Origin of the sequence: uncultured Methylobacterium sp. (genome assembly GCF_964251405.1) — a bacterium.
In the GTDB taxonomy this organism is placed as follows: Bacteria; Pseudomonadota; Alphaproteobacteria; order Rhizobiales; family Beijerinckiaceae; genus Methylobacterium.
The window spans coordinates 4201-24379 of the sequence record NZ_CAXUJR010000025.1; the positions used below are offsets into that span (position 1 = coordinate 4201).

Here is a 20179-nt window from a genome sequence, read left to right on the forward strand (position 1 = left end):
TCGGAGAGCATGAACCAGCGGGCGGTGTCGGCACCGTAGCTCGCGATGATGTCGTCGGGGTCGACTACGTTCTTCTTCGACTTCGACATCTTCTCGATGGCGCCGATGGTGATCGGATCGCCTGTTTTCACGTGGAACGCTTCGCGCTCGCCGCCCGTCGTCTCGAAGCGGATCTCCCCCGGCGGCACCCAGGCTCCGGCGCCGTCCTTGTACGTCTCGTGGACGACCATGCCTTGGGTGAAGAGCCCGTCGAAGGGTTCCGATACGCTGGACCAGCCGGTGGCTTTCATCGCCCGCATGAAGAAGCGCGCATAGAGCAGATGCAGGATCGCGTGCTCGACGCCGCCGATATACTGGTTCACCGGCAGCCAGCTCTTCACTGCCTCCGGATCGGTGGGAGCGTCGGTGAGCCAGGGCGCGGTGAAGCGGGCGTAATACCAGGACGAATCCACGAAGGTGTCCATCGTGTCCGTCTCGCGACGGGCCGGCGCGCCGCAGGCCGGGCAGGGGACATTGCGCCAGGCGTGATCGCGCTCCAGCGGGTTGCCCGGCACGTCGAAGGAGACCTCCTCCGGCAGGGTCACCGGCAGATCGGCTGCCGGCACCGGCACGGCTCCGCAGGCGTCGCAATGGATGATCGGGATCGGGCAGCCCCAGTAGCGCTGGCGCGACACGCCCCAGTCGCGCAGGCGGAACTGCACTTTTCGCGATGCGATCGGCGCGCCTGCGACGACCTCCTCTTCGAGGCGGTTGGCCACCGCCTTGAACGCCTCGTCGGTGGTCATGTCGTCGAGGAAGCGCGAATTGATCATGCGCCCGTCGCCGTCATAGGCGGTGTCGGTGACGACGAAGTCGTCGGCCCTCACGCCTTCGGGGCAGACCACGGGGGTGTTGCCGAGCCCATACTTGTTCGCGAAATCGAGGTCGCGCTGGTCGTGGGCCGGGCAGCCGAACACGGCGCCGGTGCCGTACTCCATCAGCACGAAGTTCGCGATGTAGACCGGCAGCAGCCAGGACGGGTCGAGGGGGTGGCGGACCTTCAACCCGGTGTCGAAGCCGAGTTTCTCGGCCGTGTCGATCGCCGCCTGGGCCGTGCCGGTGCGACGGCATTCGGCAATGAAGCCCTGCAGGTCGGGGCTCGCCAGCGCGGCCTCGGTCGCGATCGGATGGTCCGCGGCGACCGCCAGGAACTTCGCGCCGAAGAGGGTGTCGGGGCGCGTGGTATAGACCTCGATCTCGCCTTCGCGCGCGTTCAGTGCGAAACGGACCACGAGCCCTTCCGATCGGCCGATCCAGTTCTTCTGCATGACCCGGACTTTCTCCGGCCAACGATCGAGCCCGTCGAGGGCGTCGTAGAGGTCCTGCGCGAAGTCGGTGATCTTGAAGAACCATTGGGTCAGCTCGCGCTGCTCGACCACGGCGCCCGAGCGCCAGCCGCGCCCGTCGATGACCTGCTCGTTGGCCAGCACCGTGTGGTCGACCGGGTCCCAGTTCACCTTGGCGGTGCGGCGCGTCACGAGTCCCTTGTCCAGGAAGTCGAGGAACATGCGCTGCTGGTGCTTGTAATAGGCCGGATCGCAGGTCGCGATCTCGCGGCTCCAGTCGAGCGACAGGCCCATCGCCTGCAACTGCGCGCGCATGCTGGCGATGTTGGCATAGGTCCAGTCGCGCGGGTTGACCTTGCGTTCCATCGCGGCGTTCTCGGCCGGCAGGCCGAAGGCGTCCCAGCCCATCGGGTGCAGAACGTTAAATCCCTTGGCGCGCTTGTAGCGGGCCACCACGTCGCCCATCGCATAATTGCGGACATGGCCCATATGGATGCGGCCCGAGGGGTAGGGAAACATCTCCAAGACGTAATAGGTCGGGCGCGGGTCGTCGTTGCGGGTGCGGTCGATGCCGGCCTCGTTCCAGGCCGCCTGCCAGCGCGGCTCGACATCCTTGGCGTTGTAGCGCTCAGGCGGTGCGGGGCGGTTGGGCAAGGTCGTCATCGACAATTCGCGGCCACGGGTTCTGATCTGAAGCAGGTTAGGAGCGGGACTAGCACGGGAGACCCGCGGGTCAACACATGCGCGCTCGGAGCACACTTGCAGGGCACGTCATGGATGGTACTGCCGCATCGACCCCGCGCCGCGCATATCGCCAGGAGGCATCATGGCCGAAACCCACCTGCCGACCGCCGATGTCGCGGCTGGCCTCATGGCGGTCCGTGAGGGGATCCGCCGTGCCGCGGACGATTGCGGTCGCGATCCTGCCTCCATCGGCCTCGTCGCCGTTTCCAAGACCATCGCGGCCGATGGCATCCTGCCGGCCCTCGAGGCCGGGCAGCGGATCTTCGGCGAGAACTACGTGCAGGAAGCGAAGGCCAAGTGGCCGGCACTGCGCGAACGTTTTCCCGATGTCGAGCTCCACCTCGTCGGGCCGCTGCAATCCAATAAGGCGCGCGAGGCGGTGGAGCTGTTCGAGGTGATCCACGGGCTCGACAGGCTTTCCCTGGCGGCAGCCTTGGCCAAGGAGATCGCACGCGTCGGGCGTACCCCGAAGCTCCTCGTGCAGGTGAATACCGGCGACGAGCCGCAGAAGGGCGGCATCTCTCCTTCGGGAGTGGACGCGCTGCTTGCCTCGTGCCGCGACGACCACGGCCTCGCCATCTCGGGTCTGATGTGTATTCCCCCGGCGGACGATCCGCCCTCGGCCCATTTCGGGCTGCTCGCCGCCATCGCCGAACGGCATGGGCTGCCGATCCTGTCGATGGGCATGAGCGCGGATTATGAGGCCGCGATCCAGATGGGCGCGACGCATGTGCGGGTGGGGACGGCGATCTTCGGCGCGCGTGTGCGGGCGGGCTCGGAAGCACGGGAGGATGCCGCCCGCGTGCGGGAAACGTGAGATCCGCCCGATGCGGTCGACGTCGATACCATGGCGTTCCGACCGACCCGAAGTCGCTCTCGCCTCGTTCAGCGAGACCGGCCTCCTCCTCAAAGCGCTCTCCGCCATGCAGGACAGCATCGCGGAGAAGTTCGGGTTCATCCAGAGGTTGGTGGCGCAGCAGGCGTCGAGCTACGACGTGGAGATCGCGTCGCAGAATGCCCGCTTCGAGACGGCTTTCGACCACATGACGCTGGGCCTGCGGATGTACGATGCAGAGGATCGCCTCGTGGTCCAGAATCGGCGGTTCTCCGACATGTTCGATGCCGAGGAGGCGACGGCGTGCCTCGCCGCCGAAGCGGCGGTCCCTGGATCGTACCGGCGGCTCCTGGCGGACGGACGGACGATCGAGGTTTCGGAGGAGGGAATGGAAGGCTGAGGCCGCATCGTCACCGGGTGGCGTGCGTATTCCGATCGAGCGAGACTGGCCACATGGTCATGCATCGGATCTCTGAGGACCATCTAATCTCTCGAACGGAACTCTGCACAACAATTAGACAATAATCGCTCTCGCAGACGGGACTCCTAAACAGAGTTCATTAACTCCCTCCTATCAGGATGGAACCCCGTCACCGCGGAGAGCGCGGCCCGATCGACGGCCTCACGAGGCGAGCCGTGCCTTCTCGATCCGTTCCACCAGGCACTGAACTGCCCGCAGCCGTCGCGAAGGCGACCGATGCCGCTCGGGAGGCTGAGCTCCGCATGTCCCTTATCGGTCGAGAACGAGAAGGACCCGGATTACTTCGGCGGTCCTTGCCTGCCTCGCGCGATCCCTTGCGCGAGCAACGTCGCAACTTTCGTTCGAGAGCCCGGACAATCTCGTCGTCCGCGCAAGATCTTCGGCGGCATCATTCTGGTCGGCATGACCAAGTGGACAGAGAATTGTCCAAGAGTATGCCGTGAAAACCCTCGTGCTGCTGACGGACACGCTCGCTCGCGGCGGGCAATTCGCGCGAAACCTCAACCTGATCGGGTCCACCCTGCTCGTCGATGTGCTCGACCCCGAGAACGCCAAGCTACGGCTGGCTTCCGGGACGGTGCGGGCGATCATCAGCGATGTCTCCTTCGCGCGCGCGTCGACGGTCGCGGCGTTGCGCTCGCACCTCGGTCGCCTGCGCGTCAATCGGGAGCCCTATCTCTGTCTGCTGCACGAAGATACGCCACGGGGAAACGCCTATGCCCGCGCGCTGGGCGCGGTCCGTATCCTGCGTGCCGATCAGGCAGCCTACAACCTCGTCAGCGCTCTTTCGCCCTTGCTCGCCGAGGAGGTCGACCAGGCGACACCCATCGCGGCGGACGTGGCTTCGGCTGACGACGCCCTGACCCGGATCTTCGAGATGGGCCGCAGCGGTGGTGTCATCGAGGCTGGGCTCATCGCATCCGGTGCCGAATTCATCGAGTCGGCGCTCCGCAAGACGGATGTGCGTACCTGGCTCGAGGTCATCTGGCGGTTCGATGACGCCACGCATCAACACTGCCTGCTCGTCGCGGACTTGGCAGCTGGATTTGCGAAGCATCTCGGCTTTCGCCGCGCTGATTGTCGCCGCGTGACACAAGCCGCGCTGCTGCACGATATCGGGAAATCCCGGATCCCGAATGCGATTCTCAACAAGCCCGGGCACCTCACCGACGACGAGCGGACGGTCATGCAGACCCACGCGGCGTTAGGCTACGAGATGCTGCTCGGACAAGGCTACGGGGCGGAGATGCTCGCGGTCGTGCGCTCGCATCACGAGTATCTCGACGGATCCGGCTATCCCGATGGCTTGTGGGGCGCCGACATTCCCGATCTCGTCCGCCTCGTGACGATCTGCGACATCTATGCCGCTTTGATCGAGCGTCGTCCCTACAGGAAGCCGATGACGAGCGAGGAGGGCTTCGCGATCCTGGAGGGCATGACGGGGAAGCTCGACAAGGATCTTCTCCAGGCCTTCCGGCCGGTGGCCACGCTCGCCGGGGAGCCGTTGGGCGTCGGGCCGGCGTGACCCGATATCCACGAGGGCACCATCGCGTCCCGGTCTTTTCGGCCTGCCGAAGTGCCGGCCGCCCTCGTCGAGCCTTCTTGACCGGGTCACAGCCTACCCGAACGCCCCGACCTCGTGCTGGATCATCCCGCTGATTTCCCGCACGCGCGTGAAGTACCGGCCGATCGGGGCGAACAGGGTGGTGTGCTCCGACTCGTAGGTGCCGACATCGCGAGGACCCGCCGGTTCGCCGAAATTGAGGCCCAGGGTCGGGTCCGGGGTGACGGGGAAGATGTCCTCCAAGAGCGTCAGGCACCCCTCCACGTCGAGGCGCAGGAAGCGCTCGATCAGGGCCTCGCGGGTGATGCCCGATTGCGGCCGGAAGCCCGGGATGTGCACCGCCAGGAACCAGATCCGGTGGATCAGCGCGAGGCGGATCGCGTGCAGCAGCGTCAGGCGAGGCGACATCTTGCCGAGATCCGGGGCGGCGCTGTGCAGGCTCAGCCAGTCGCAGGTGAGACGGCCGAACAGGCGGCGCAGGTTGGGCGCGAGGTCGAGCCGTTCGAGGGCGGTGGCGATGACCACGAGCTCGTCGCGGCGGGCGTCGCGCTGGGTGCGGCGCGCCCGCTCCAGCCAGACCGCCGGGTCGAGGGTGTCGATATAGGCGCGCAGCACGTCGAGGTCGCTGACGTTGGAGGCGTGCTGGACCATGCGGAAGGCGCGGCTGAAGCGCACCGAATCGCGGCGCATGTCGCGAAAGAGGTCGGGCGCGCGGCCCGCCGCGCGACCCATGCCGTGAAGCGAGTTCGCGAGGTAGCCGAGCTGGTGCAGGATGGCGTTGTTGGGAATCGCCCGCATCTGGCGCGGATGGGTGATCATGGTCGGGCCGCCGCCGTCGGACTGGCGCGCCACCGGTCGCGAGCCGGTGCGGTCGAGGAGGCTCGGGCCGAATGTGCCGAGGAGGGCGGCGTAGCCGGGGTCGTCGACCAGCGCCTCCATGTCCTGTCGCACCACCGTGAAGAACTCGGTGGCGAAGTCGGCTTCGGCGTAGATTGGGTCGTCGGTCTCGTCCGCGCCCTCGCTCGCGTCGGAGAGGACGTAGTCGGCGAACGCGTCCTCGTCGGCGATGTCGAGGGCGAAGACGTGCTCGGCGATGCGCTCCACCGTGGCGGTCGCCAGCGGAAGGGTGCCGAACATGAGGTAGCCGTCCGAGCCCTGGAAGCTCGATTCGAGGCGGACCCTGATGCCCGTGGACCGGTTGCGCCGGCGCGCATCCTCGGGGGCGAGGTAGGCGAGGCGATCGCGCAAGGATGTCGGATGGGCGCCGCGCCCGATCGACTCGCCGTGCGTGTCGAAGATCGCGAGCTCGATGCCGGACAGGTCGTTCTGCGCCAGCAATTCGGTCAGACGCAAGCGCAGCCGTTCGATCCAGAAGCTCGCGGCGAGCTGGCCGACGTAGCGTCCGGAATCGGAATAGCCGAACTGGACGGTGAGCCGGCCGATGCGCTTGAGGTATTGCCGCCAATGCGGGTTGCGCAGCGCGTCGTCGAGGACGCGGATGCCCTGTTCGAGCGCGCTCGCCGTCTCGAACAGCGGCGTGATCTCGACCTTGTCGGCGATCCCGTAATGGCGGGCGAGCCACAGGGCGGCGAGCAGGGTGTAGCCGGTCTCGGTCTCGGCGATGAGGAAACGCACCGGATGGGTACCGTCGACGTGCTTGAGGATCTGGGTGATCGTCATCATCAGCCGCGCGGCGGAGGCGCGCTCGGCGGCCAGCGCCCCGAAATCGACCGCAACCGGCTGCACGTCGTTGAGGAGCGCGTGGATGGTGGCGAGATGCGAGCGGCGCTGAGCCGCGTCGGTGGGCTCGCCTTCGAGGTCGATGACCCGGCGCACGGCGTTGTGGATCTGGCTGGCGTTGAGCCGGAAATGCGGCAGGGCGTTCGAAAGCCCGTGCGCAGCGATGCCCGAGCGCAGAACCGCGATGGTGCGGCGGTCGTCGTCATTGTCCGCGGCGGTGATGGCGCCGGCGAGCCCGGCCAGGATCGGGCCGGCATCGGTCTGGGCGCGCTCGCGCTCGATGATGAGGGCGAGGGCGAAGCGGTGGACCGCCTCGAGCGAGGGCTTGGTGCCGAGCCGCGGCGCCACGGCGAGCTGGCGGTTGACGGCGGCAAGCGCCCCCTTCGCCAGTTCCCGCACCACCCCGGTCGCGGGCACGTCGGGAAGGTTGCGCATCAGCCGGTCGAGCTGCATCCGCTTCGATTCGATGCGGTAGCGCAGGGTGTCCCACCAGCCGATATCGGTGCGCCCGTCGGTGTCGCAGCCGACCCAGCTCGCAATGGCGAAGGGTTTCGGGACGAGCTCCGTCCAGCGGTCTGGCCAGCGGCCCCGGGCCGCGTCGAGGACGGCACCGTTGAAGGCGTCCAGCGCGGAACGCCCGTGATTGGCCGCGATGCAGGCTTGGTCGAACTCGTCGTCGAGGCTGATCCCGGGATCGGGCCGGGTCGAGAGGGCCGCCGCTTCCGCCACGAGGGGCGCGCGCGCGCCTGCGTCGGGTTCTGACGCCGCCTTGGCGATCAGCGCGGCCACCGCCTTGGGCATGCCGAAGGTCGGGTGCGCGGTGAACACCACGGCAAAGCTCGTGCGGTCCACGAGACCGCGAAACGTCTCGAAATCGGCCGGCCCCTTCGGGATCGCCGCGACGAGGCGGGCGGGCATCGCCGCGTCCGGCGCGTCCTGGCCGAGGCCGACATAGCCGCGCAGCCGGACCGCACGCTCGGCCAGGGACTGCTCCCGGAGCCGGACGAACAATCCGTCGAGGTCGCTTTCGCCGATCTCGCCCCGGTCCAGGCGCCGGGTGATCGCGAGGGTGACGGCGAGGACGGGATTGCGGAAGGGATCGTCGCTCGATTGCTCGCGCGATTCCTCGATGAGGCGGAGGAGGTCATGCTCCAGGCTCCCGGAATCGGGAATGCCGGTGTCGGGCGTGCCGTTGGCTGGGCTGCGGTCGAGCATGCGCATCGATGGACCTTAGGAGCTTCGCGACACGATGCCGGACGATGCCGGGCGCGGCGCGATGATGAGACGACGACGAAGACATCCGTGTGGCGTCTCATGCCTCTGTCGAACGTCCGCTGGTGCCGGTTCGACCCTCGCTGACGCAAGGACCGTTCCGCCGGGGGGGCAGGGACGCGAGGGTGTTGCCATCGCCGTGCCGAGAGTCCCGCCTCCGGTCTGCGATCGCTTAAGGGGGCGGTTCGGCGCGTGCAACGGTCCCGATCCTGGGGTAACGCTGTCGTCGGCATGGAAATGGTTCTGATCCTGGCCGCCGTCGCGGCCCTCGCCGTTTCCGGCGTGACGGTGGCGGCGATGGCGGCGCGCTCCCGCCGGCCATCCCTGCGCCTGCCGCACGAGGACGCCATCCACGAGGCCAGCGAGGACGGTGTGTTGGAGGAGTTCGAGAAGCCGCTCCCGAGCCCGATCGACCGCAGCAATGCGGTGCTCGACCTCGAACCGATCGAAGCGGAGAGGATACCGGACCCCGCCACACCGCGTCGGCTAGGCAGCGGCGCCGAGCGATGATGCGACGGACCATGTCGGCCGCGATGGCGGCCTTGCTGATGACGGCGGCGGCAGCCACGGCTCAGGTCTCGGACGTCGAGGTCGGTGCGGCGGCCGAGCCGTCGCCGAAGAAGCCCCCGCCCCGGCGTCCGCCACCCGCGGCCAAGGCGGCACAGCCGCGGACCGCGAACCCGGGGGGAATGGCGGCGGCACCGGTGGCGAAGTCTCTCCCGCCCCCGAACCTCACCGTGCTCTGCGAGGGCAAGCCGGCCCGCTACGCCGCGGAGACCGGCGTCTCGATCTGGGTGATCCGCTCGGGCCTCGTCTCCGCGGAGAATCCCCTGCGGCCGTTGACGCCGGAGACGACACGGGTGCTGCAGGTCGTGGTCAGCGATCGCGGCGCCACCGCCTACGGGCCGGACCTCGCGGCCCTGCGTCGCGGCGGCACGCCCAAGGCTCTCGAAGCCACCCTCGGCGGTGCGATCCGGTGGGACGAGGTTCTCACGCTGCTTCCCGACACCCTCAACCTCGTCTCGGAGGCCAACGAGGCCCTCGCGCGGCTGCCGTTCAAGGAGTGCAGCGAGGCGCCCCCCGTGAAGCCGGAACCGGTCAGGGCGAAGCCCAAGCCCGACGCGAAGCCCCAGGCCAAGCCGCGCAAGCCCGCCGGTTCCGACGGCGAGACCGCCGGCAATGCGGCCCCGAAAGCCCCCAAGGGCCTGTCGCTGCCGCAGGGCGCGCTCCCCGGTAATCCATAGGAGGCACGAGCATGACGGCAAACCTCACGGCTGCAGAGGTCATCGCCCGGCTCGGCCTCGTGCCGCACCCGGAAGGCGGCCATTACCGCGAGACCTTTCGCGATGCCCGCGAGGTCGACGGCCGCTCGGTGGGGAGTGCCATCTACTACCTCCTCGATGTCGGCGAGACCTCGGCCTGGCACCGGGTCGACGCCTCCGAGATCTGGTTCTGGCATGCGGGGGCGCCGATGGTGATCACGCTCAGCCCCAACGGGCACGACGCCGAGGCACGCTATCTCGGCCCCGACCTCGCCCGCGGGCAGCATCCGCATGTCGTGGTGCCGGCGGGCCACTGGCAGACCGCCACCAGCCTCGGCGCCTGGACGCTGGTGAGCTGCACGGTCTCGCCGGCCTTCAGCTTCGAGGGGTTCGAGATGGCCCCGCCCGATTGGCGTCCGACGCCGCGGGGATGATGCGGGATGGCGACCGTCCGCCCTGTCCAGCCCGTGCCGCGACGAGGGCACCGGCGACGATGAGGAGGCAGGCGAGGGCGAGCGAGGGCGTCGCCGGCGCATAGCCGGCAGCCACGAGGATCAGGGTCGAGAGGACGGGCGCCGCGTAGGAGCAGACCCCGAGCAGGCGGATGTCGCCCCGCTTCACGCCGACATCCCAGAGATAGAAGGCGGCACCCACCGGGCCTAGGCCGAGGGCGACGAGGGCGAGCCACTGCATCGCGTCTGCGGGCCAGACCGTCCGTTCGAGGACGAGGTGACAGAGGAGGCTCAGCGCGGCCGTGGCGAGGCAGAAGCCCGCCACCGCATCGGTCGGCACCGCGCCGACCCGGCGGGAGAGGACCGAGTAGCCCGCCCAGACGAAGGCGCAGGCGAAGGAGGCGAGGTAGCCCGGCATGGCGCCGGGCGCGAAGTGAATGTCGCCTCGTCCCACGAACAGGGCGGCGACCCCGCAGAGGCCGAGCACGGCGCCGACGACGTGGCCGGCCCGCAACCCCGCTTCGCCCGGCAAACCGGCCGAGAGCAGGACGATCAGCAGGGGCCAGAGGTAATTGAGAAGCCCGGCTTCCGCAGGCGGCGCGAGGCGCAGGGCGGTGAAGTAGAGGGCATGGTAGCCGAACAACCCTCCGATCCCCAGCGCCCAGACCCACCAGGGCTGGCGCAGGGCCCTCATGCCCGCGGGACGGACGAGCCAGGTTGCGCAACCGAGAAGTCCGCCGAGCGCGAAGGTCATCGCGGCGAGCTGGAACGGCGGCACCGTGCCGGAGGCCGCCGTGAACAGGGCGAGCAACGACCACAGGACGATGGCGCCCGAGCCGGTCCATGTCGCTCTGGCAGGCGTCATCGCGGGCATGAGGATGAGCGAGACGGCCCGCCGCGGCTGGCCGTCTCGCGAAACGGCATCAGGCGATGTACTGGGCGCCGTTGATCGTCAGCGTCGAGCCCGTGATGAAGCCCGAATCCTCGGCGGCGAGGTATTCCACCGCGCGGGCGATCTCTTCCGCCTCGCCGAGGCGACCCACGGGGATCGTCGAGATGATCTTGTTGCGGATGTCCTCGGCGACCGCCATCACCATGTCGGTGGCGATGTAGCCCGGCGCGATCACGTTGACGGTGATGCCCTTCGAGGCACTCTCCTGGGCGAGGGCCTTGGCGAAGCCGATCACGCCGGCCTTGGCCGCCGAATAGTTGGTCTGTCCGGCCTGGCCCTTCTGGCCGTTGATCGACGAGATCAGGATGATGCGGCCGAACCCGCGCGAGCGCATGCCCTCGATCACCGGGCGCGTGCAGGTGAACATCGAATCGAGGTTGGTCTTGATGACCGCCTGCCACTTGTCGAAGGTCATCTTGTGGAAGGCGCCGTCGCGGGTGATGCCGGCGTTGTTCACGAGGATGTCGATGGGGCCGAGTTCGGCCTCGACGGCCTTGATCCCCGCCTCGCAGGCGGCCGCATCGCCGACGTCGAACTTGAAGACCGGGATGCCGGTCTCGGCCTTGAAGGCGGCGGCCGCCTCGTCGTTGCCGCCATAGTTGGCGGCGACCTTGTGACCCTTGGCCTTGAGTCCGTTCGAGATCGCTGCGCCGATCCCGCGGGTTCCGCCCGTGACGAGGGCAACACGTTGCTGGGACATGGTTTCCTCCTGAATTTCTTGAGTTTTTTGGTCGTATCGTGGGGTTCGGGGCGGGTCTAACCGTCTCCGGCCGCCGCGCCCACCGTATTAAATTTCGACCGGCCTCAAGATTTCCCGACGCCGTCGGGAGATCGCCGTCACACCCGCTCGACGCACATGGCGACACCCATGCCGCCGCCGATGCACAGGGTGGCGAGGCCCTTCTTGGCGTCGCGGCGCTTCAGTTCGTGCAGGAGCGTGACGAGGACGCGGGCGCCGGATGCGCCGATCGGGTGGCCGATGGCGATGGCGCCGCCATTGACGTTCACCTTGCCGGTGTCCCAGCCCATGTCCTTGTTCACCGCGAGGGCCTGCGCCGCGAAGGCCTCGTTGGCCTCGACGAGGTCGAGGTCGGAAGGCTTCCAGCCGGCCTTGTCGAGGGCCTTGCGCGAGGCCGGGATCGGGCCGGTGCCCATGATCTTCGGATCGACGCCGGACGTCGCCCAGGAGACGATCCTGGCGAGCGGCGTGATGCCCCGGCGCTCGGCCTCGGACGCCGACATCAGCACGATCGCGGCGGCCCCGTCGTTGAGACCCGAGGCGTTGGCAGCCGTCACGGTGCCGTCCTTCGAGAAGGCGGGCTTCAGCTTGGCCATGGCCTCGACCGTGGCGCCGTCGCGGATGTACTCGTCGGTGTCGACGATGGTGTCGCCCTTCCTGCCCGGCACGGTGACGGGACAGATCTCCTCCTTGAAGCGGCCTTCCTTGCGGGCGGCCTCGGCCTTGTTCTGCGAGTGCGTCGCGAACGTGTCCTGCTCCTCGCGGGTGAGCTGCCACTGCTGGGCCACGTTCTCCGCGGTGGTGCCCATGTGGTAGCCGTTGAAGGCGTCCCAAAGGCCGTCCTTGATCATGGTGTCGACGAGCTTGACGTCGCCCATCTTCTGGCCGCCGCGCAGGTACTGCGCATGAGGGGAGAGCGACATGGATTCCTGGCCGCCGGCCACGATGACCGTGGCGTCGCCGTTAGCGATCTGCTGCATGCCGATGGCGACGGTGCGCAGGCCCGAGCCGCAGACCTGGTTGACGCCCCAGGCGGTCGCCTTCTCGGGGATGCCGGCCTTGATCGCGGCCTGACGGGCCGGGTTCTGTCCGGCGCCCGCAGTGAGCACCTGGCCGAAGATCACCTCGTCGACGTCGTCCGGCGAGACGCCGGCCCGCTCCAGGGCGGCCTTGATCGCGACGGCGCCGAGATCGTGGGCCGGGACCGTGTTGAAGACCCCTCCGAACGAGCCGACGGCGGTGCGCGCCGCACCGACGATGACGATGTCTTCTGCTGCCATGATACGTGTCTCCTCGATGTCCGTCAGCGCTGCGATGACGCCGTCGAGGGCGTGCGCGCTTATGCCGTTCATCGGATGAAAGCCCTCGACCTGTGTAAGTCAAGCGCCGTCTCGGTCGACCAGCCGTGCCGGTCCCGGCGCCCTAGGAAGGCTTCGGCACTATTCTGCGTGGACGGGTGCCAGATTGCTGTTTTCGTCGCCGGACGAAAGCCTTAAGGTCGATCCCAGGACACGCATCCATGCCGGCCGAAACGACCGGGCGAGGGAGAGATTGCGTCGGGAGCAGCCGCAGATGGCGGACAACGGCAAGGCCCATAATACGGTCATCAAGAAATACGCCAACCGGCGTCTCTACCACACCGGGACCTCGACCTACGTCACCCTCGAAGACCTCGCGGGCATGGTCCAGGGCGGCGAGGACTTCCTCGTCTACGACGCGCGCTCGGGCGACGACATCACCCGCTCGGTGCTGACGCAGATCATCTTCGAGCAGGAGAACAAGGCCGGGGAAGACAACCTCCTACCGGTGGCGTTCCTGCGCCAGCTCATCCGCTTCTACGGCGACAGCATGCGCACGATGGTGCCGAGCTTCCTTGAATTCTCGATGGCCAACTTCGCCAGCGACAAGGAAGGGCTTCGCGAGAAGATGACCCAGAGCTTCGGACCGAGCGTGTTCCAGAACGCCCTGGAGGAGCAGGTCCGCGCCAACATGAACTTCTTCGGCGATGCCATGAAGATGTTCACGGCCTTCGGCACCGGGCCGCTCTCAGGCATGAACACGTCGCCGGCCGTGCCTCAGGTCACGGCTGCGCAACCCGGCGCCGGCACCGACCTCGACGACCTCAAGCGCCAGATGGCCGAGATGCAGTCCCGGCTCGAGGATCTCGCCAAGAAGTAGGCGAGCAGGCCACGGGCCGATTCGGACGGCGTGCCGTCTCGCGGCAGATCAACAGGTTGACGAAAGGTTAACGTCGGCCCAAGCCTTGCGCATCCCACCGCGATCCCTGCGGAAGGCGGATGCGATGTGGCACCCTGAGACAGACCGACGTTCCGATACGGCACAGGCGCGTGCCCTCGTCCTGCATGGCGAGGTTCTGAACGGCGACCGGGCGGAAAGGCCCGTGGCGCTGCTGCGGGGTCGTCCGCTGGCGAGCTTCCTGGCCCAGCTCATCGTGAGTGCCGACCCGACGCTCCGACCATCCCGCATCGATCGAACGCAAGAAGCCGCAGCCCGCTATGCCGAAACGGCGCGGGTGCGGCTCTGACGGATCGTCCGAACGAACTAGTGGGATAAGCCCCGTCGCGAGACGCGACGGGAAAAGCCCGGCTTTAGGCCTCGGCCGACTTCACCTTGAGAACCTGACGGCCCCGGTACATGCCGGTCTTCAGGTCGATGTGGTGGGGACGGCGCAGCTCGCCCGAATCCTTGTCCTCGACATAGGTCGGAGCCTTGAGGGCGTCGGCGGATCGGCGCATGCCGCGCCGCGAGGGGGAGGTCTTACGCTTCGGAACGGCCATGACGTGGTCCTGCTACGGCAAAAGGGCGCGCGAGCGAGCCTCCCTGGAGAAGGCCACCTCGGCACCGTGTTCAAACGGAGATTCGATGCCGGCCGTATAGCGCGGCACGGCGCCCCTGGCTAGACCCGTCGCCGGATCGTCCGAACCGATCGCGAGCGCCGACGCATCATGAGAAACATCGAAAGGGTCGCGATGGCGACACGCGATCGGGAACGCGCCTCGGTCCTCGTGCGATGGCTCTGACCTCGCCGGGCGTCTTCACCTGCAATGCAGATCGTTAAGCCTGGGTTCAAGCAGCGAAGTGCTTCATGATGATCTGGCGGCTCGGCGTCGAGACCATGCTGCCGCTCGGGAGATCTCCATGACGACTTCGCTTCTGCGCAAAATGACCGTCTTCGCCTGCTTGGCGGCCTTCCCCGCCCTCGCGCAGACGCCGAGCCCGTCCGTCCCGGCGACGAAGCCCGGGCCGACGGCGCCGACGGTGGCACCCGTCGCCCCGCCCAAGGCCCCGACCATGCCGGAGGCCGCAAAACCGGCGGCTGCCAAAGCAGACACGGCCAAGACTGCCCTGATCGACCTCAACAGCGCCAGCGCCGCCGAACTAGACGCCCTGCCCGGCATCGGCGCGGCCCGATCGGCGGCGATCATCAAGGGACGCCCCTACAAGGGCAAGGACGAACTCGTCTCGAAGAGCATCCTGTCCGAGAGCGTCTATGCCGGCATCAAGGACAAGGTCATCGCCAAGCAGAAGTGAGGCGCGAATCCTCCGAACGGGTCGGCCTGCCGCCAGCGGGCCGACCTTGTCCGCCCTGGGCCGGGATGTTAGGCGCCGAACCAGCCGCATGACGGCGCGATCCGAGCGCAGAACCACTCTTATGCCGCCTCAGCCGATCACCCGCGTCCATCGCGGCGACCTTCCTGCCGCCTACGAGCCGGGTCCGGCCATCGCCATCGACACCGAGACGCTGGGGCTCAACCCGCATCGGGACCGGCTCTGCGTCGTGCAGATCTCGCGCGGCGACGGCGAGGCCGACATCGTTCAGATCGTGCCCGGCGGGCCCCCACCCGAAACGCTCAAGCGTGTGCTGGTGGATCCGGGGGTGGTGAAGATCTTCCACTTCGCCCGGTTCGACCTCGCGGTGCTGTTCCGGGCGCTCGGCGTGATGCCGGCGCCGGTCTACTGCACCAAGGTCGCCTCGAAACTCGCCCGCACCTATACCGACCGGCACGGCCTCAAGGACGTGGTCCGCGAACTCGTCGGCGTCGACCTCTCCAAGCAGCAGCAATCCTCCGATTGGGGCGCCGAGACCCTGAGCCAGGCGCAGGTCGATTACGCGGCCTCCGACGTGCTCCACCTCCACGCCGCCCGCACCCGGCTGGACGCCATGCTGGCGCGCGAAGGGCGCACCGACCTGGCACGGAGCTGCTTCGACTTCCTGCCCACCCGCGCCCGCCTCGACCTCGCCGGCTGGCCGGACACCGACATCTTCGCGCATACGTAGTCGGGCACTTCGAGGATCCGTGCGCGCCCGCACATGCGCGACGGATCATGATTGATCATTCCTCAACCAGAAGGCCATAACTTCGCCACCGCACGCGCGCATCCGCGGACGACCGGGACAGGCCCGGCCCCGCGGCACCGCAATCCGCGCCGGTTCTTCTCAGGGCATTCATGCAGGGGCTCGACGCCATCGGGACGACGGGGCTGGGCGACGCGCGAGGCGACGCGTCGCGTCATCGCGTCCATGCCCGGGCGCGCAACCACAGCGCCCGCGTCCGCCGGCTGCGCATCCTGATCCCGGCCGCGGCGATCCTGTCGCTCGGGTCGCTCGCGGCCTTCACGCTGTTCAACCCGTTCGGGCGGATCGCGCCCGGCGTCACGATCGGGCCGGTCAGCCTCTCGGGCACCAAGGTGAAGATGGAGAGCCCCCGGTTGTCCGGCTTCCGCAAGGACGCGCGTGGCTACGAGGTCACCGCCACCGCTGCCCTCCAGGACGTGCGCAAGCCGACGCTGATCGAGCTTCAGGCCATGAAGGGCCGCATCGAGACAGACGACAAGGGCGGGCTCGCCCATATCGAGGCCGCGACGGGGCTGTTCGACACGGCCAAGGAATCGCTGACCCTCGACCGCGACATCCGGCTCTGGACCGACAAGGGCGAGGAGGTGCGCCTGAAATCGGCGGCCGTCGATTTCAAGACCGGCGGCATCACCTCCCGCGAGACCGTGGTGGTGACGGTCCCGAGCGGATCGGTGACGGCCGACAGCCTCGAGGTCGTCGATAACGGCCGGGTCATCTCCTTCATCGGCAACGTGCAGACCGAATTCCACGCCGGCGACCCCGCGCGGAAGGCCGAAGGGCTGCGCGTTCGGACCTCGGACGCTGCGCCCGCCGAGGGCCGGCCATGACGGCCCTGCGCGTGTTCTCTGTGACGGGCGTTCGCGCACTGGCCGTGGCCGGTCTTTTCGCCGGGACAGCGGCCCTCGCTCAGGCGACGCCGACCCCTCCGCCCGCGGCCCAGGCCAAGAAGGAGCGCGGCGGCGCGCTCGGGGGACTTGGCGGCGGGCTTGGCGGCGGCAAGGAACCCATCAAGATCGACGCCGACCGGCTCGACGTGTTCGACCGCGAGAACAAGGCGATCTTCGCCGGCAACGTCGTGGCGGTGCAGGGCGACAGCACCATCCGGTGCTCGACCATGACCGTGCGGTACAAGCGCGGCAAGGAGAAGGGCGACAAGCAGAAGGGCGACACGGCCGAAGCGCCCGAGGCCGAGGCCCCGAGATCGGCCGGCGGGATGGGCGAGAACGGCATCCAGCGAGTCGAATGCGCCGGGCCGGTGACGGTGGTGCAGAAGGACCAGGTTGCCACGGGCGACAGCGCCGTGTTCGACCAGGAGGCCAAGCGCATCGTGGTGACCGGCAACGTCGTGCTCAGCCAGTGCCAGAACGTCACCCGCGGCTCGCGGCTCGTCTACGACATGAATACCGGACGGGCCAACATGGACCCAGTGGCGGGCGGGCGCGTCTCCGCCCTGTTCGTGCCGCAGAAGGAGGACGGCGCGAAGGGCTGCGCCCAACCCGCCGTCGCCCGGCCCGCGCCGAAGCCAGCCCCGGCGGAGGCGGCGTCCGGCAAGCCCCGGGCGCAGGCCAATTGAGCGCCGCCCTGCAGCCATCCGCCGGCGACGCCGCCCCGACACGGATCGTCGGACGGGTCACGGCGCCCGCCGCCGTCCGGGCTCCGTCGCTGATCGGCCGGCTGTTCGGCCGCGGTCGCAGGGCCGCCGATACGCCGGCCCGACATGACGCCGCCGACCAGGACTTGTCCGAGGATGGCGGCGGCCCTGGCATCCTGGCGGTGCGCGGACTGCGCAAGAGCTACGGCTCGCGCACGGTGGTGCACGAGGCGGGCCTCACGGTGCGCAATGGCGAGGCGGTGGGGCTGCTCGGGCCGAACGGGGCCGGCAAGACCACGATCTTCTACATGATCACCGGACTGGTCTCGGCCGATCGCGGCTCGATCAGCCTCGACGGCCTTCCGATCACCCACCTGCCGATGTACCAGCGGGCGCGGCTCGGCATCGGCTACCTGCCGCAGGAGGCCTCGATCTTCCGTGGCCTCTCCGTCGAGGACAACATCCGCGCGGTGCTGGAGATGGTCGAGCCCGACAAGCGGGAGCGCGAGCGCAAGCTCGACGCGCTCCTGGAGGAGTTCGACATCGCGCGCCTGCGCAAATCGCCCTCCATCGCCCTGTCGGGCGGCGAGCGGCGGCGCTGCGAGATCGCGCGGGCACTGGCCTCGTCCCCGAGCTTCATGCTGCTCGACGAGCCCTTCGCCGGCATCGACCCGATCGCGGTCGGCGACATCCAAGACCTCGTCAAGCACCTCAAGCAGCGCGGCATCGGCGTCCTCATCACCGACCACAACGTGCGCGAGACGCTGGGGCTCATCGACCGCGCCTACATCGCCCATTCCGGCCGCATCCTCACCGAGGGCACGCCTGCCGAGATCGTCGCCAACGAGGATGCCCGCCGGCTCTATCTCGGCGAGGACTTCCGGCTGTGAGGATTTCCGGCCCTAACGCGCCGTTCCGACTCCAAGCGATGCCGGCTCGTTAACGAAGCCTGTCGCAGGATGCCGGCGCGGCTGCGTGGATCGCCTCGTCAGACCTCAGATCCGATCAGGCCGCCGAGGGGACTGTCCTCAGCGGGCCCGTGGCATGCAAACCACGCAATCATTCGCGACGGGATATCGACAGAGAGGCGCTTTGACGTCTCGGCTCGATGGGGCTAGACCTAGAGGGGACGAAAAGAAGCAAGAAATATGCCGACGGATCGCCGCGCTTGAAGCGGGCTGTCGAGCCGAGGTGTTCGCAAGGGTCGAGGCCAAGCCATGAGTCTGCTGCAACGGCTGGAGATGCGTCAGGGCCAGGCCCTGGTGATGACGCCACAGCTCCTGCAGGCGATCAAGCTCCTTCAACTCTCCCAGCTCGATCTGGCCGCCTATGTCGACGCCGAGCTCGAGCGCAACCCGCTCCTGGAGCGGGTCGAGGGCGAGGTGGATCCGGAGAGGCGGGGTGCCGATGCGGTTCCCGAGACGCCGGGGCAAGGCGACTCGTTCGAGACCGAATCCTTCGAAGGTGGCGATGCCGAGCCCTGGATCGCCACCGAACTCGGCGCCAGCCAGTCTCAAATCGAGGGCGACCTCGACACCCGCCTCGACAATGTCTTCGCCGACGACAACCCGACCACCGCCCGCGAGGCGCCCACGGGTGGGGACATGCTGTCCCTGACGCCGGCGCCCTACGGAAACGCCGGTGGCAGCTTCGACGGCGACGCTCCCGATTTCGAGGCGACCCTGACCTCCGAGATCTCGCTGCGCGACCACCTGAGCGCCCAGCTCGAACTCGCCACGCGGGACCCCGCCGACCGCCTCATCGGCGGGTTTCTGATCGATGCCGTGGACGATGCCGGCTACCTGCGCGAGGCCATCGACGAGCTCGCCGAACGGCTCGGCACCAGCCTCGACACCGTTGCGCGGGTGCTCAAGCTGATCCAGACCTTCGACCCGCCCGGCATCGCCGCGCGGGATCTGGCCGAATGCCTCAGCATCCAGCTGCGCGACAAGGACCGCTACGACCCGGCAATGCAGGCCCTGGTCTCGCGCCTCGACCTTGTGGCCAAGCGCGATTTCCCCAGCCTGCGCCGCCTGTGCGGCGTCGACGACGAGGACCTCGTCGAGATGCTGGCCGAGCTGCGCCGCCTCGACCCGAAGCCTGGGCGCGCCTTCGGCTCGCGTGCCGTGGAGGTGCTGATTCCCGACGTGTTCGTGCGCGCCGCGCCCGACGGCTCCTGGCTCGTGGAACTCAACGCCGAGGCGCTGCCCCGGGTGCTCGTGAACCAGAGCTATTACGCCCGGGTCTCGCGCGGGGCGACGGCGGAGGGCGACAAGGCCTTTCTGTCCGAATGCCTGCAGACCGCGAACTGGCTGACCCGCAGCCTCGAACAGCGCGCCCGCACCATCCTCAAGGTCGCCTCGGAGATCGTGCGCCAGCAGGATGCATTCTTCCTGCATGGGGTGGCGCATTTGCGCCCATTGAACCTCAAGACCGTGGCCGAGGCGATCGGCATGCACGAATCGACCGTGTCCCGGGTGACCTCGAACAAGTCGATCGGCACCAGCCGCGGCACCCTCGAGATGAAGTACTTCTTCACCGCGGCGATCCCGGGTGCGGCCGGCACCGCCGCACATTCGTCGGAAGCCGTGCGTCACCGCATCAAGCAACTCGTCGACGGCGAGGCGCCGGGCGACGTGCTCTCGGACGACGCCCTCGTCCAGCGGCTGCGCGACGAAGGCATCGACATCGCCCGGCGCACCGTCGCGAAGTACCGCGAGTCGTTGCGGATTCCGTCATCCATCGAGCGTCGGCGCGAGCATTTCGCCTACGCACGTTGAGACAGCGCGACGGCGTCACACGGTAAGCGTGTGTTAACTGTTGAGGGACCTGATATGCGGTGGG

At 68.3% G+C, this 20179-nt stretch carries 20 protein-coding genes; 14 read left to right on the forward strand and 6 right to left on the reverse strand.

Going from position 1 to position 20179, the window contains the following annotated elements; all coding sequences use genetic code 11:
* On the reverse strand, nt 1–1988 hold a 1988-nt coding region (leuS, locus tag ACFE7U_RS06950; protein ID WP_375409003.1), incomplete at its 3' end, for a leucine--tRNA ligase.
* Between the two features lie 163 nt (nt 1989–2151).
* Between leuS and ACFE7U_RS06955 the strand changes: the two genes are divergently transcribed.
* The 3 genes from ACFE7U_RS06955 to ACFE7U_RS06965 all read left to right on the forward strand — a co-directional run bounded on the left by ACFE7U_RS06955 (nt 2152) and on the right by ACFE7U_RS06965 (nt 4910).
* On the forward strand, nt 2152–2886 hold the full coding sequence (locus tag ACFE7U_RS06955) for a YggS family pyridoxal phosphate-dependent enzyme (protein ID WP_375409004.1): 735 nt from the start codon (nt 2152–2154) through the stop codon (nt 2884–2886).
* 10 nt (nt 2887–2896) lie between these two features.
* Nucleotides 2897–3304: a PAS-domain containing protein gene (locus ACFE7U_RS06960; RefSeq protein ID WP_375409005.1), complete on the forward strand. Its 408-nt coding sequence runs from the start codon at nt 2897–2899 to the stop codon at nt 3302–3304.
* A 520-nt stretch (nt 3305–3824) separates the two neighbouring features.
* Nucleotides 3825–4910, forward strand: a complete 1086-nt coding sequence (locus ACFE7U_RS06965) for an HD-GYP domain-containing protein (protein WP_375409006.1) — start codon at nt 3825–3827, stop codon at nt 4908–4910.
* A 93-nt stretch (nt 4911–5003) separates the two neighbouring features.
* Here ACFE7U_RS06965 and ACFE7U_RS06970 read toward each other — a convergent pair whose 3' ends face one another.
* Nucleotides 5004–7904: a phosphoenolpyruvate carboxylase gene (locus ACFE7U_RS06970; RefSeq protein ID WP_375409035.1), complete on the reverse strand. Its 2901-nt coding sequence runs from the start codon at nt 7902–7904 to the stop codon at nt 5004–5006.
* A gap of 288 nt (nt 7905–8192) precedes the next feature.
* Between ACFE7U_RS06970 and ACFE7U_RS06975 the strand changes: the two genes are divergently transcribed.
* From ACFE7U_RS06975 to ACFE7U_RS06985, 3 genes are read left to right on the forward strand one after another with little or no spacing between them, the layout of a single operon-like run.
* A complete protein-coding gene (locus tag ACFE7U_RS06975; RefSeq protein ID WP_375409007.1) occupies nt 8193–8471 on the forward strand; it encodes a hypothetical protein in 279 nt (92 codons plus the stop codon).
* 11 nt (nt 8472–8482) lie between these two features.
* Nucleotides 8483–9205 (forward strand): hypothetical protein, encoded by a 723-nt coding sequence (locus ACFE7U_RS06980; RefSeq protein WP_375409008.1) that lies wholly within the window; start codon nt 8483–8485, stop codon nt 9203–9205.
* 11 nt (nt 9206–9216) lie between these two features.
* Nucleotides 9217–9657 carry a cupin domain-containing protein gene (locus ACFE7U_RS06985; protein ID WP_375409009.1) on the forward strand — a complete coding sequence of 147 codons (441 nt, stop codon included), beginning with the start codon at nt 9217–9219 and terminating at the stop codon, nt 9655–9657.
* Here the strand turns inward: ACFE7U_RS06985 and ACFE7U_RS06990 are convergent.
* The 3 genes from ACFE7U_RS06990 to ACFE7U_RS07000 all read right to left on the reverse strand — a co-directional run bounded on the left by ACFE7U_RS06990 (nt 9599) and on the right by ACFE7U_RS07000 (nt 12646).
* Entirely contained in the window at nt 9599–10540 is a 942-nt protein-coding gene (locus ACFE7U_RS06990; protein WP_375409010.1) for a DMT family transporter, read from the reverse strand. The two genes, ACFE7U_RS06985 and ACFE7U_RS06990, sit on opposite strands and share 59 nt — an antisense overlap.
* 58 nt (nt 10541–10598) lie before the next feature.
* On the reverse strand, nt 10599–11327 hold the full coding sequence (phbB, locus tag ACFE7U_RS06995; RefSeq protein ID WP_375409011.1) for an acetoacetyl-CoA reductase: 729 nt from the start codon (nt 11325–11327) through the stop codon (nt 10599–10601).
* 137 nt (nt 11328–11464) lie between these two features.
* Nucleotides 11465–12646 carry an acetyl-CoA C-acetyltransferase gene (locus ACFE7U_RS07000; protein WP_375409036.1) on the reverse strand — a complete coding sequence of 394 codons (1182 nt, stop codon included), beginning with the start codon at nt 12644–12646 and terminating at the stop codon, nt 11465–11467.
* A gap of 292 nt (nt 12647–12938) precedes the next feature.
* Between ACFE7U_RS07000 and phaR the strand changes: the two genes are divergently transcribed.
* On the forward strand, nt 12939–13544 hold the full coding sequence (gene phaR / locus ACFE7U_RS07005; protein WP_375409012.1) for a polyhydroxyalkanoate synthesis repressor PhaR: 606 nt from the start codon (nt 12939–12941) through the stop codon (nt 13542–13544).
* A gap of 124 nt (nt 13545–13668) precedes the next feature.
* A complete protein-coding gene (locus tag ACFE7U_RS07010; protein WP_375409013.1) occupies nt 13669–13911 on the forward strand; it encodes a hypothetical protein in 243 nt (80 codons plus the stop codon).
* A gap of 64 nt (nt 13912–13975) precedes the next feature.
* Here ACFE7U_RS07010 and rpmF read toward each other — a convergent pair whose 3' ends face one another.
* On the reverse strand, nt 13976–14164 hold the full coding sequence (rpmF, locus tag ACFE7U_RS07015) for a 50S ribosomal protein L32 (RefSeq protein ID WP_003601373.1): 189 nt from the start codon (nt 14162–14164) through the stop codon (nt 13976–13978).
* A 361-nt stretch (nt 14165–14525) separates the two neighbouring features.
* Here rpmF and ACFE7U_RS07020 point away from each other — a divergent pair, with 361 nt between their 5' ends.
* The 6 genes from ACFE7U_RS07020 to rpoN all read left to right on the forward strand — a co-directional run bounded on the left by ACFE7U_RS07020 (nt 14526) and on the right by rpoN (nt 20115).
* Nucleotides 14526–14918, forward strand: coding sequence for a ComEA family DNA-binding protein (locus tag ACFE7U_RS07020; protein ID WP_375409014.1), 393 nt, complete (start codon nt 14526–14528; stop codon nt 14916–14918).
* A 121-nt stretch (nt 14919–15039) separates the two neighbouring features.
* Nucleotides 15040–15666 (forward strand): ribonuclease D, encoded by a 627-nt coding sequence (locus tag ACFE7U_RS07025; RefSeq protein ID WP_375409037.1) that lies wholly within the window; start codon nt 15040–15042, stop codon nt 15664–15666.
* Between the two features lie 170 nt (nt 15667–15836).
* Nucleotides 15837–16571, forward strand: a complete 735-nt coding sequence (locus tag ACFE7U_RS07030) for a lipopolysaccharide-assembly, LptC-related protein (protein WP_375409015.1) — start codon at nt 15837–15839, stop codon at nt 16569–16571.
* Nucleotides 16568–17317, forward strand: a complete 750-nt coding sequence (locus ACFE7U_RS07035; protein WP_375409016.1) for an LptA/OstA family protein — start codon at nt 16568–16570, stop codon at nt 17315–17317. The genes ACFE7U_RS07030 and ACFE7U_RS07035 overlap by 4 nt, the downstream gene beginning before the upstream one ends.
* Nucleotides 17318–17361: 44 nt before the next feature.
* A complete protein-coding gene (gene lptB, locus ACFE7U_RS07040; RefSeq protein WP_375409038.1) occupies nt 17362–18225 on the forward strand; it encodes an LPS export ABC transporter ATP-binding protein in 864 nt (287 codons plus the stop codon).
* Between the two features lie 327 nt (nt 18226–18552).
* Complete coding sequence (rpoN, locus tag ACFE7U_RS07045) at nt 18553–20115, forward strand: RNA polymerase factor sigma-54 (protein ID WP_375409017.1); 1563 nt, start codon at nt 18553–18555, stop codon at nt 20113–20115.
* The last annotated feature ends 64 nt before the right edge of the window (nt 20116–20179 follow it).

Excerpts from the sequence above, each read along its gene's own strand:
- phbB (WP_375409011.1), bottom strand. The coding sequence starts at position 11,327 with ATGTCCCAGCAACGTGTTGCCCTCGTCACGGGCGGAACCCGCGGGATC.
- ACFE7U_RS06975 (WP_375409007.1), top strand. The coding sequence starts at position 8,193 with ATGGAAATGGTTCTGATCCTGGCCGCCGTCGCGGCCCTCGCCGTTTCC.
- ACFE7U_RS07025 (WP_375409037.1), top strand. The coding sequence starts at position 15,040 with ATGCCGCCTCAGCCGATCACCCGCGTCCATCGCGGCGACCTTCCTGCC.
- ACFE7U_RS06990 (WP_375409010.1), bottom strand. The coding sequence starts at position 10,540 with ATGACGCCTGCCAGAGCGACATGGACCGGCTCGGGCGCCATCGTCCTG.
- ACFE7U_RS07010 (WP_375409013.1), top strand. The coding sequence starts at position 13,669 with ATGTGGCACCCTGAGACAGACCGACGTTCCGATACGGCACAGGCGCGT.
- ACFE7U_RS07000 (WP_375409036.1), bottom strand. The coding sequence starts at position 12,646 with ATGGCAGCAGAAGACATCGTCATCGTCGGTGCGGCGCGCACCGCCGTC.
- ACFE7U_RS07020 (WP_375409014.1), top strand. The coding sequence starts at position 14,526 with ATGACGACTTCGCTTCTGCGCAAAATGACCGTCTTCGCCTGCTTGGCG.
- ACFE7U_RS06970 (WP_375409035.1), bottom strand. The coding sequence starts at position 7,904 with ATGCTCGACCGCAGCCCAGCCAACGGCACGCCCGACACCGGCATTCCC.
- phaR (WP_375409012.1), top strand. The coding sequence starts at position 12,939 with ATGGCGGACAACGGCAAGGCCCATAATACGGTCATCAAGAAATACGCC.
- ACFE7U_RS07030 (WP_375409015.1), top strand. The coding sequence starts at position 15,837 with ATGCAGGGGCTCGACGCCATCGGGACGACGGGGCTGGGCGACGCGCGA.
- ACFE7U_RS07035 (WP_375409016.1), top strand. The coding sequence starts at position 16,568 with ATGACGGCCCTGCGCGTGTTCTCTGTGACGGGCGTTCGCGCACTGGCC.
- rpmF (WP_003601373.1), bottom strand. The coding sequence starts at position 14,164 with ATGGCCGTTCCGAAGCGTAAGACCTCCCCCTCGCGGCGCGGCATGCGC.
- ACFE7U_RS06985 (WP_375409009.1), top strand. The coding sequence starts at position 9,217 with ATGACGGCAAACCTCACGGCTGCAGAGGTCATCGCCCGGCTCGGCCTC.
- ACFE7U_RS06960 (WP_375409005.1), top strand. The coding sequence starts at position 2,897 with ATGCGGTCGACGTCGATACCATGGCGTTCCGACCGACCCGAAGTCGCT.
- ACFE7U_RS06955 (WP_375409004.1), top strand. The coding sequence starts at position 2,152 with ATGGCCGAAACCCACCTGCCGACCGCCGATGTCGCGGCTGGCCTCATG.
- rpoN (WP_375409017.1), top strand. The coding sequence starts at position 18,553 with ATGAGTCTGCTGCAACGGCTGGAGATGCGTCAGGGCCAGGCCCTGGTG.
- ACFE7U_RS06980 (WP_375409008.1), top strand. The coding sequence starts at position 8,483 with ATGTCGGCCGCGATGGCGGCCTTGCTGATGACGGCGGCGGCAGCCACG.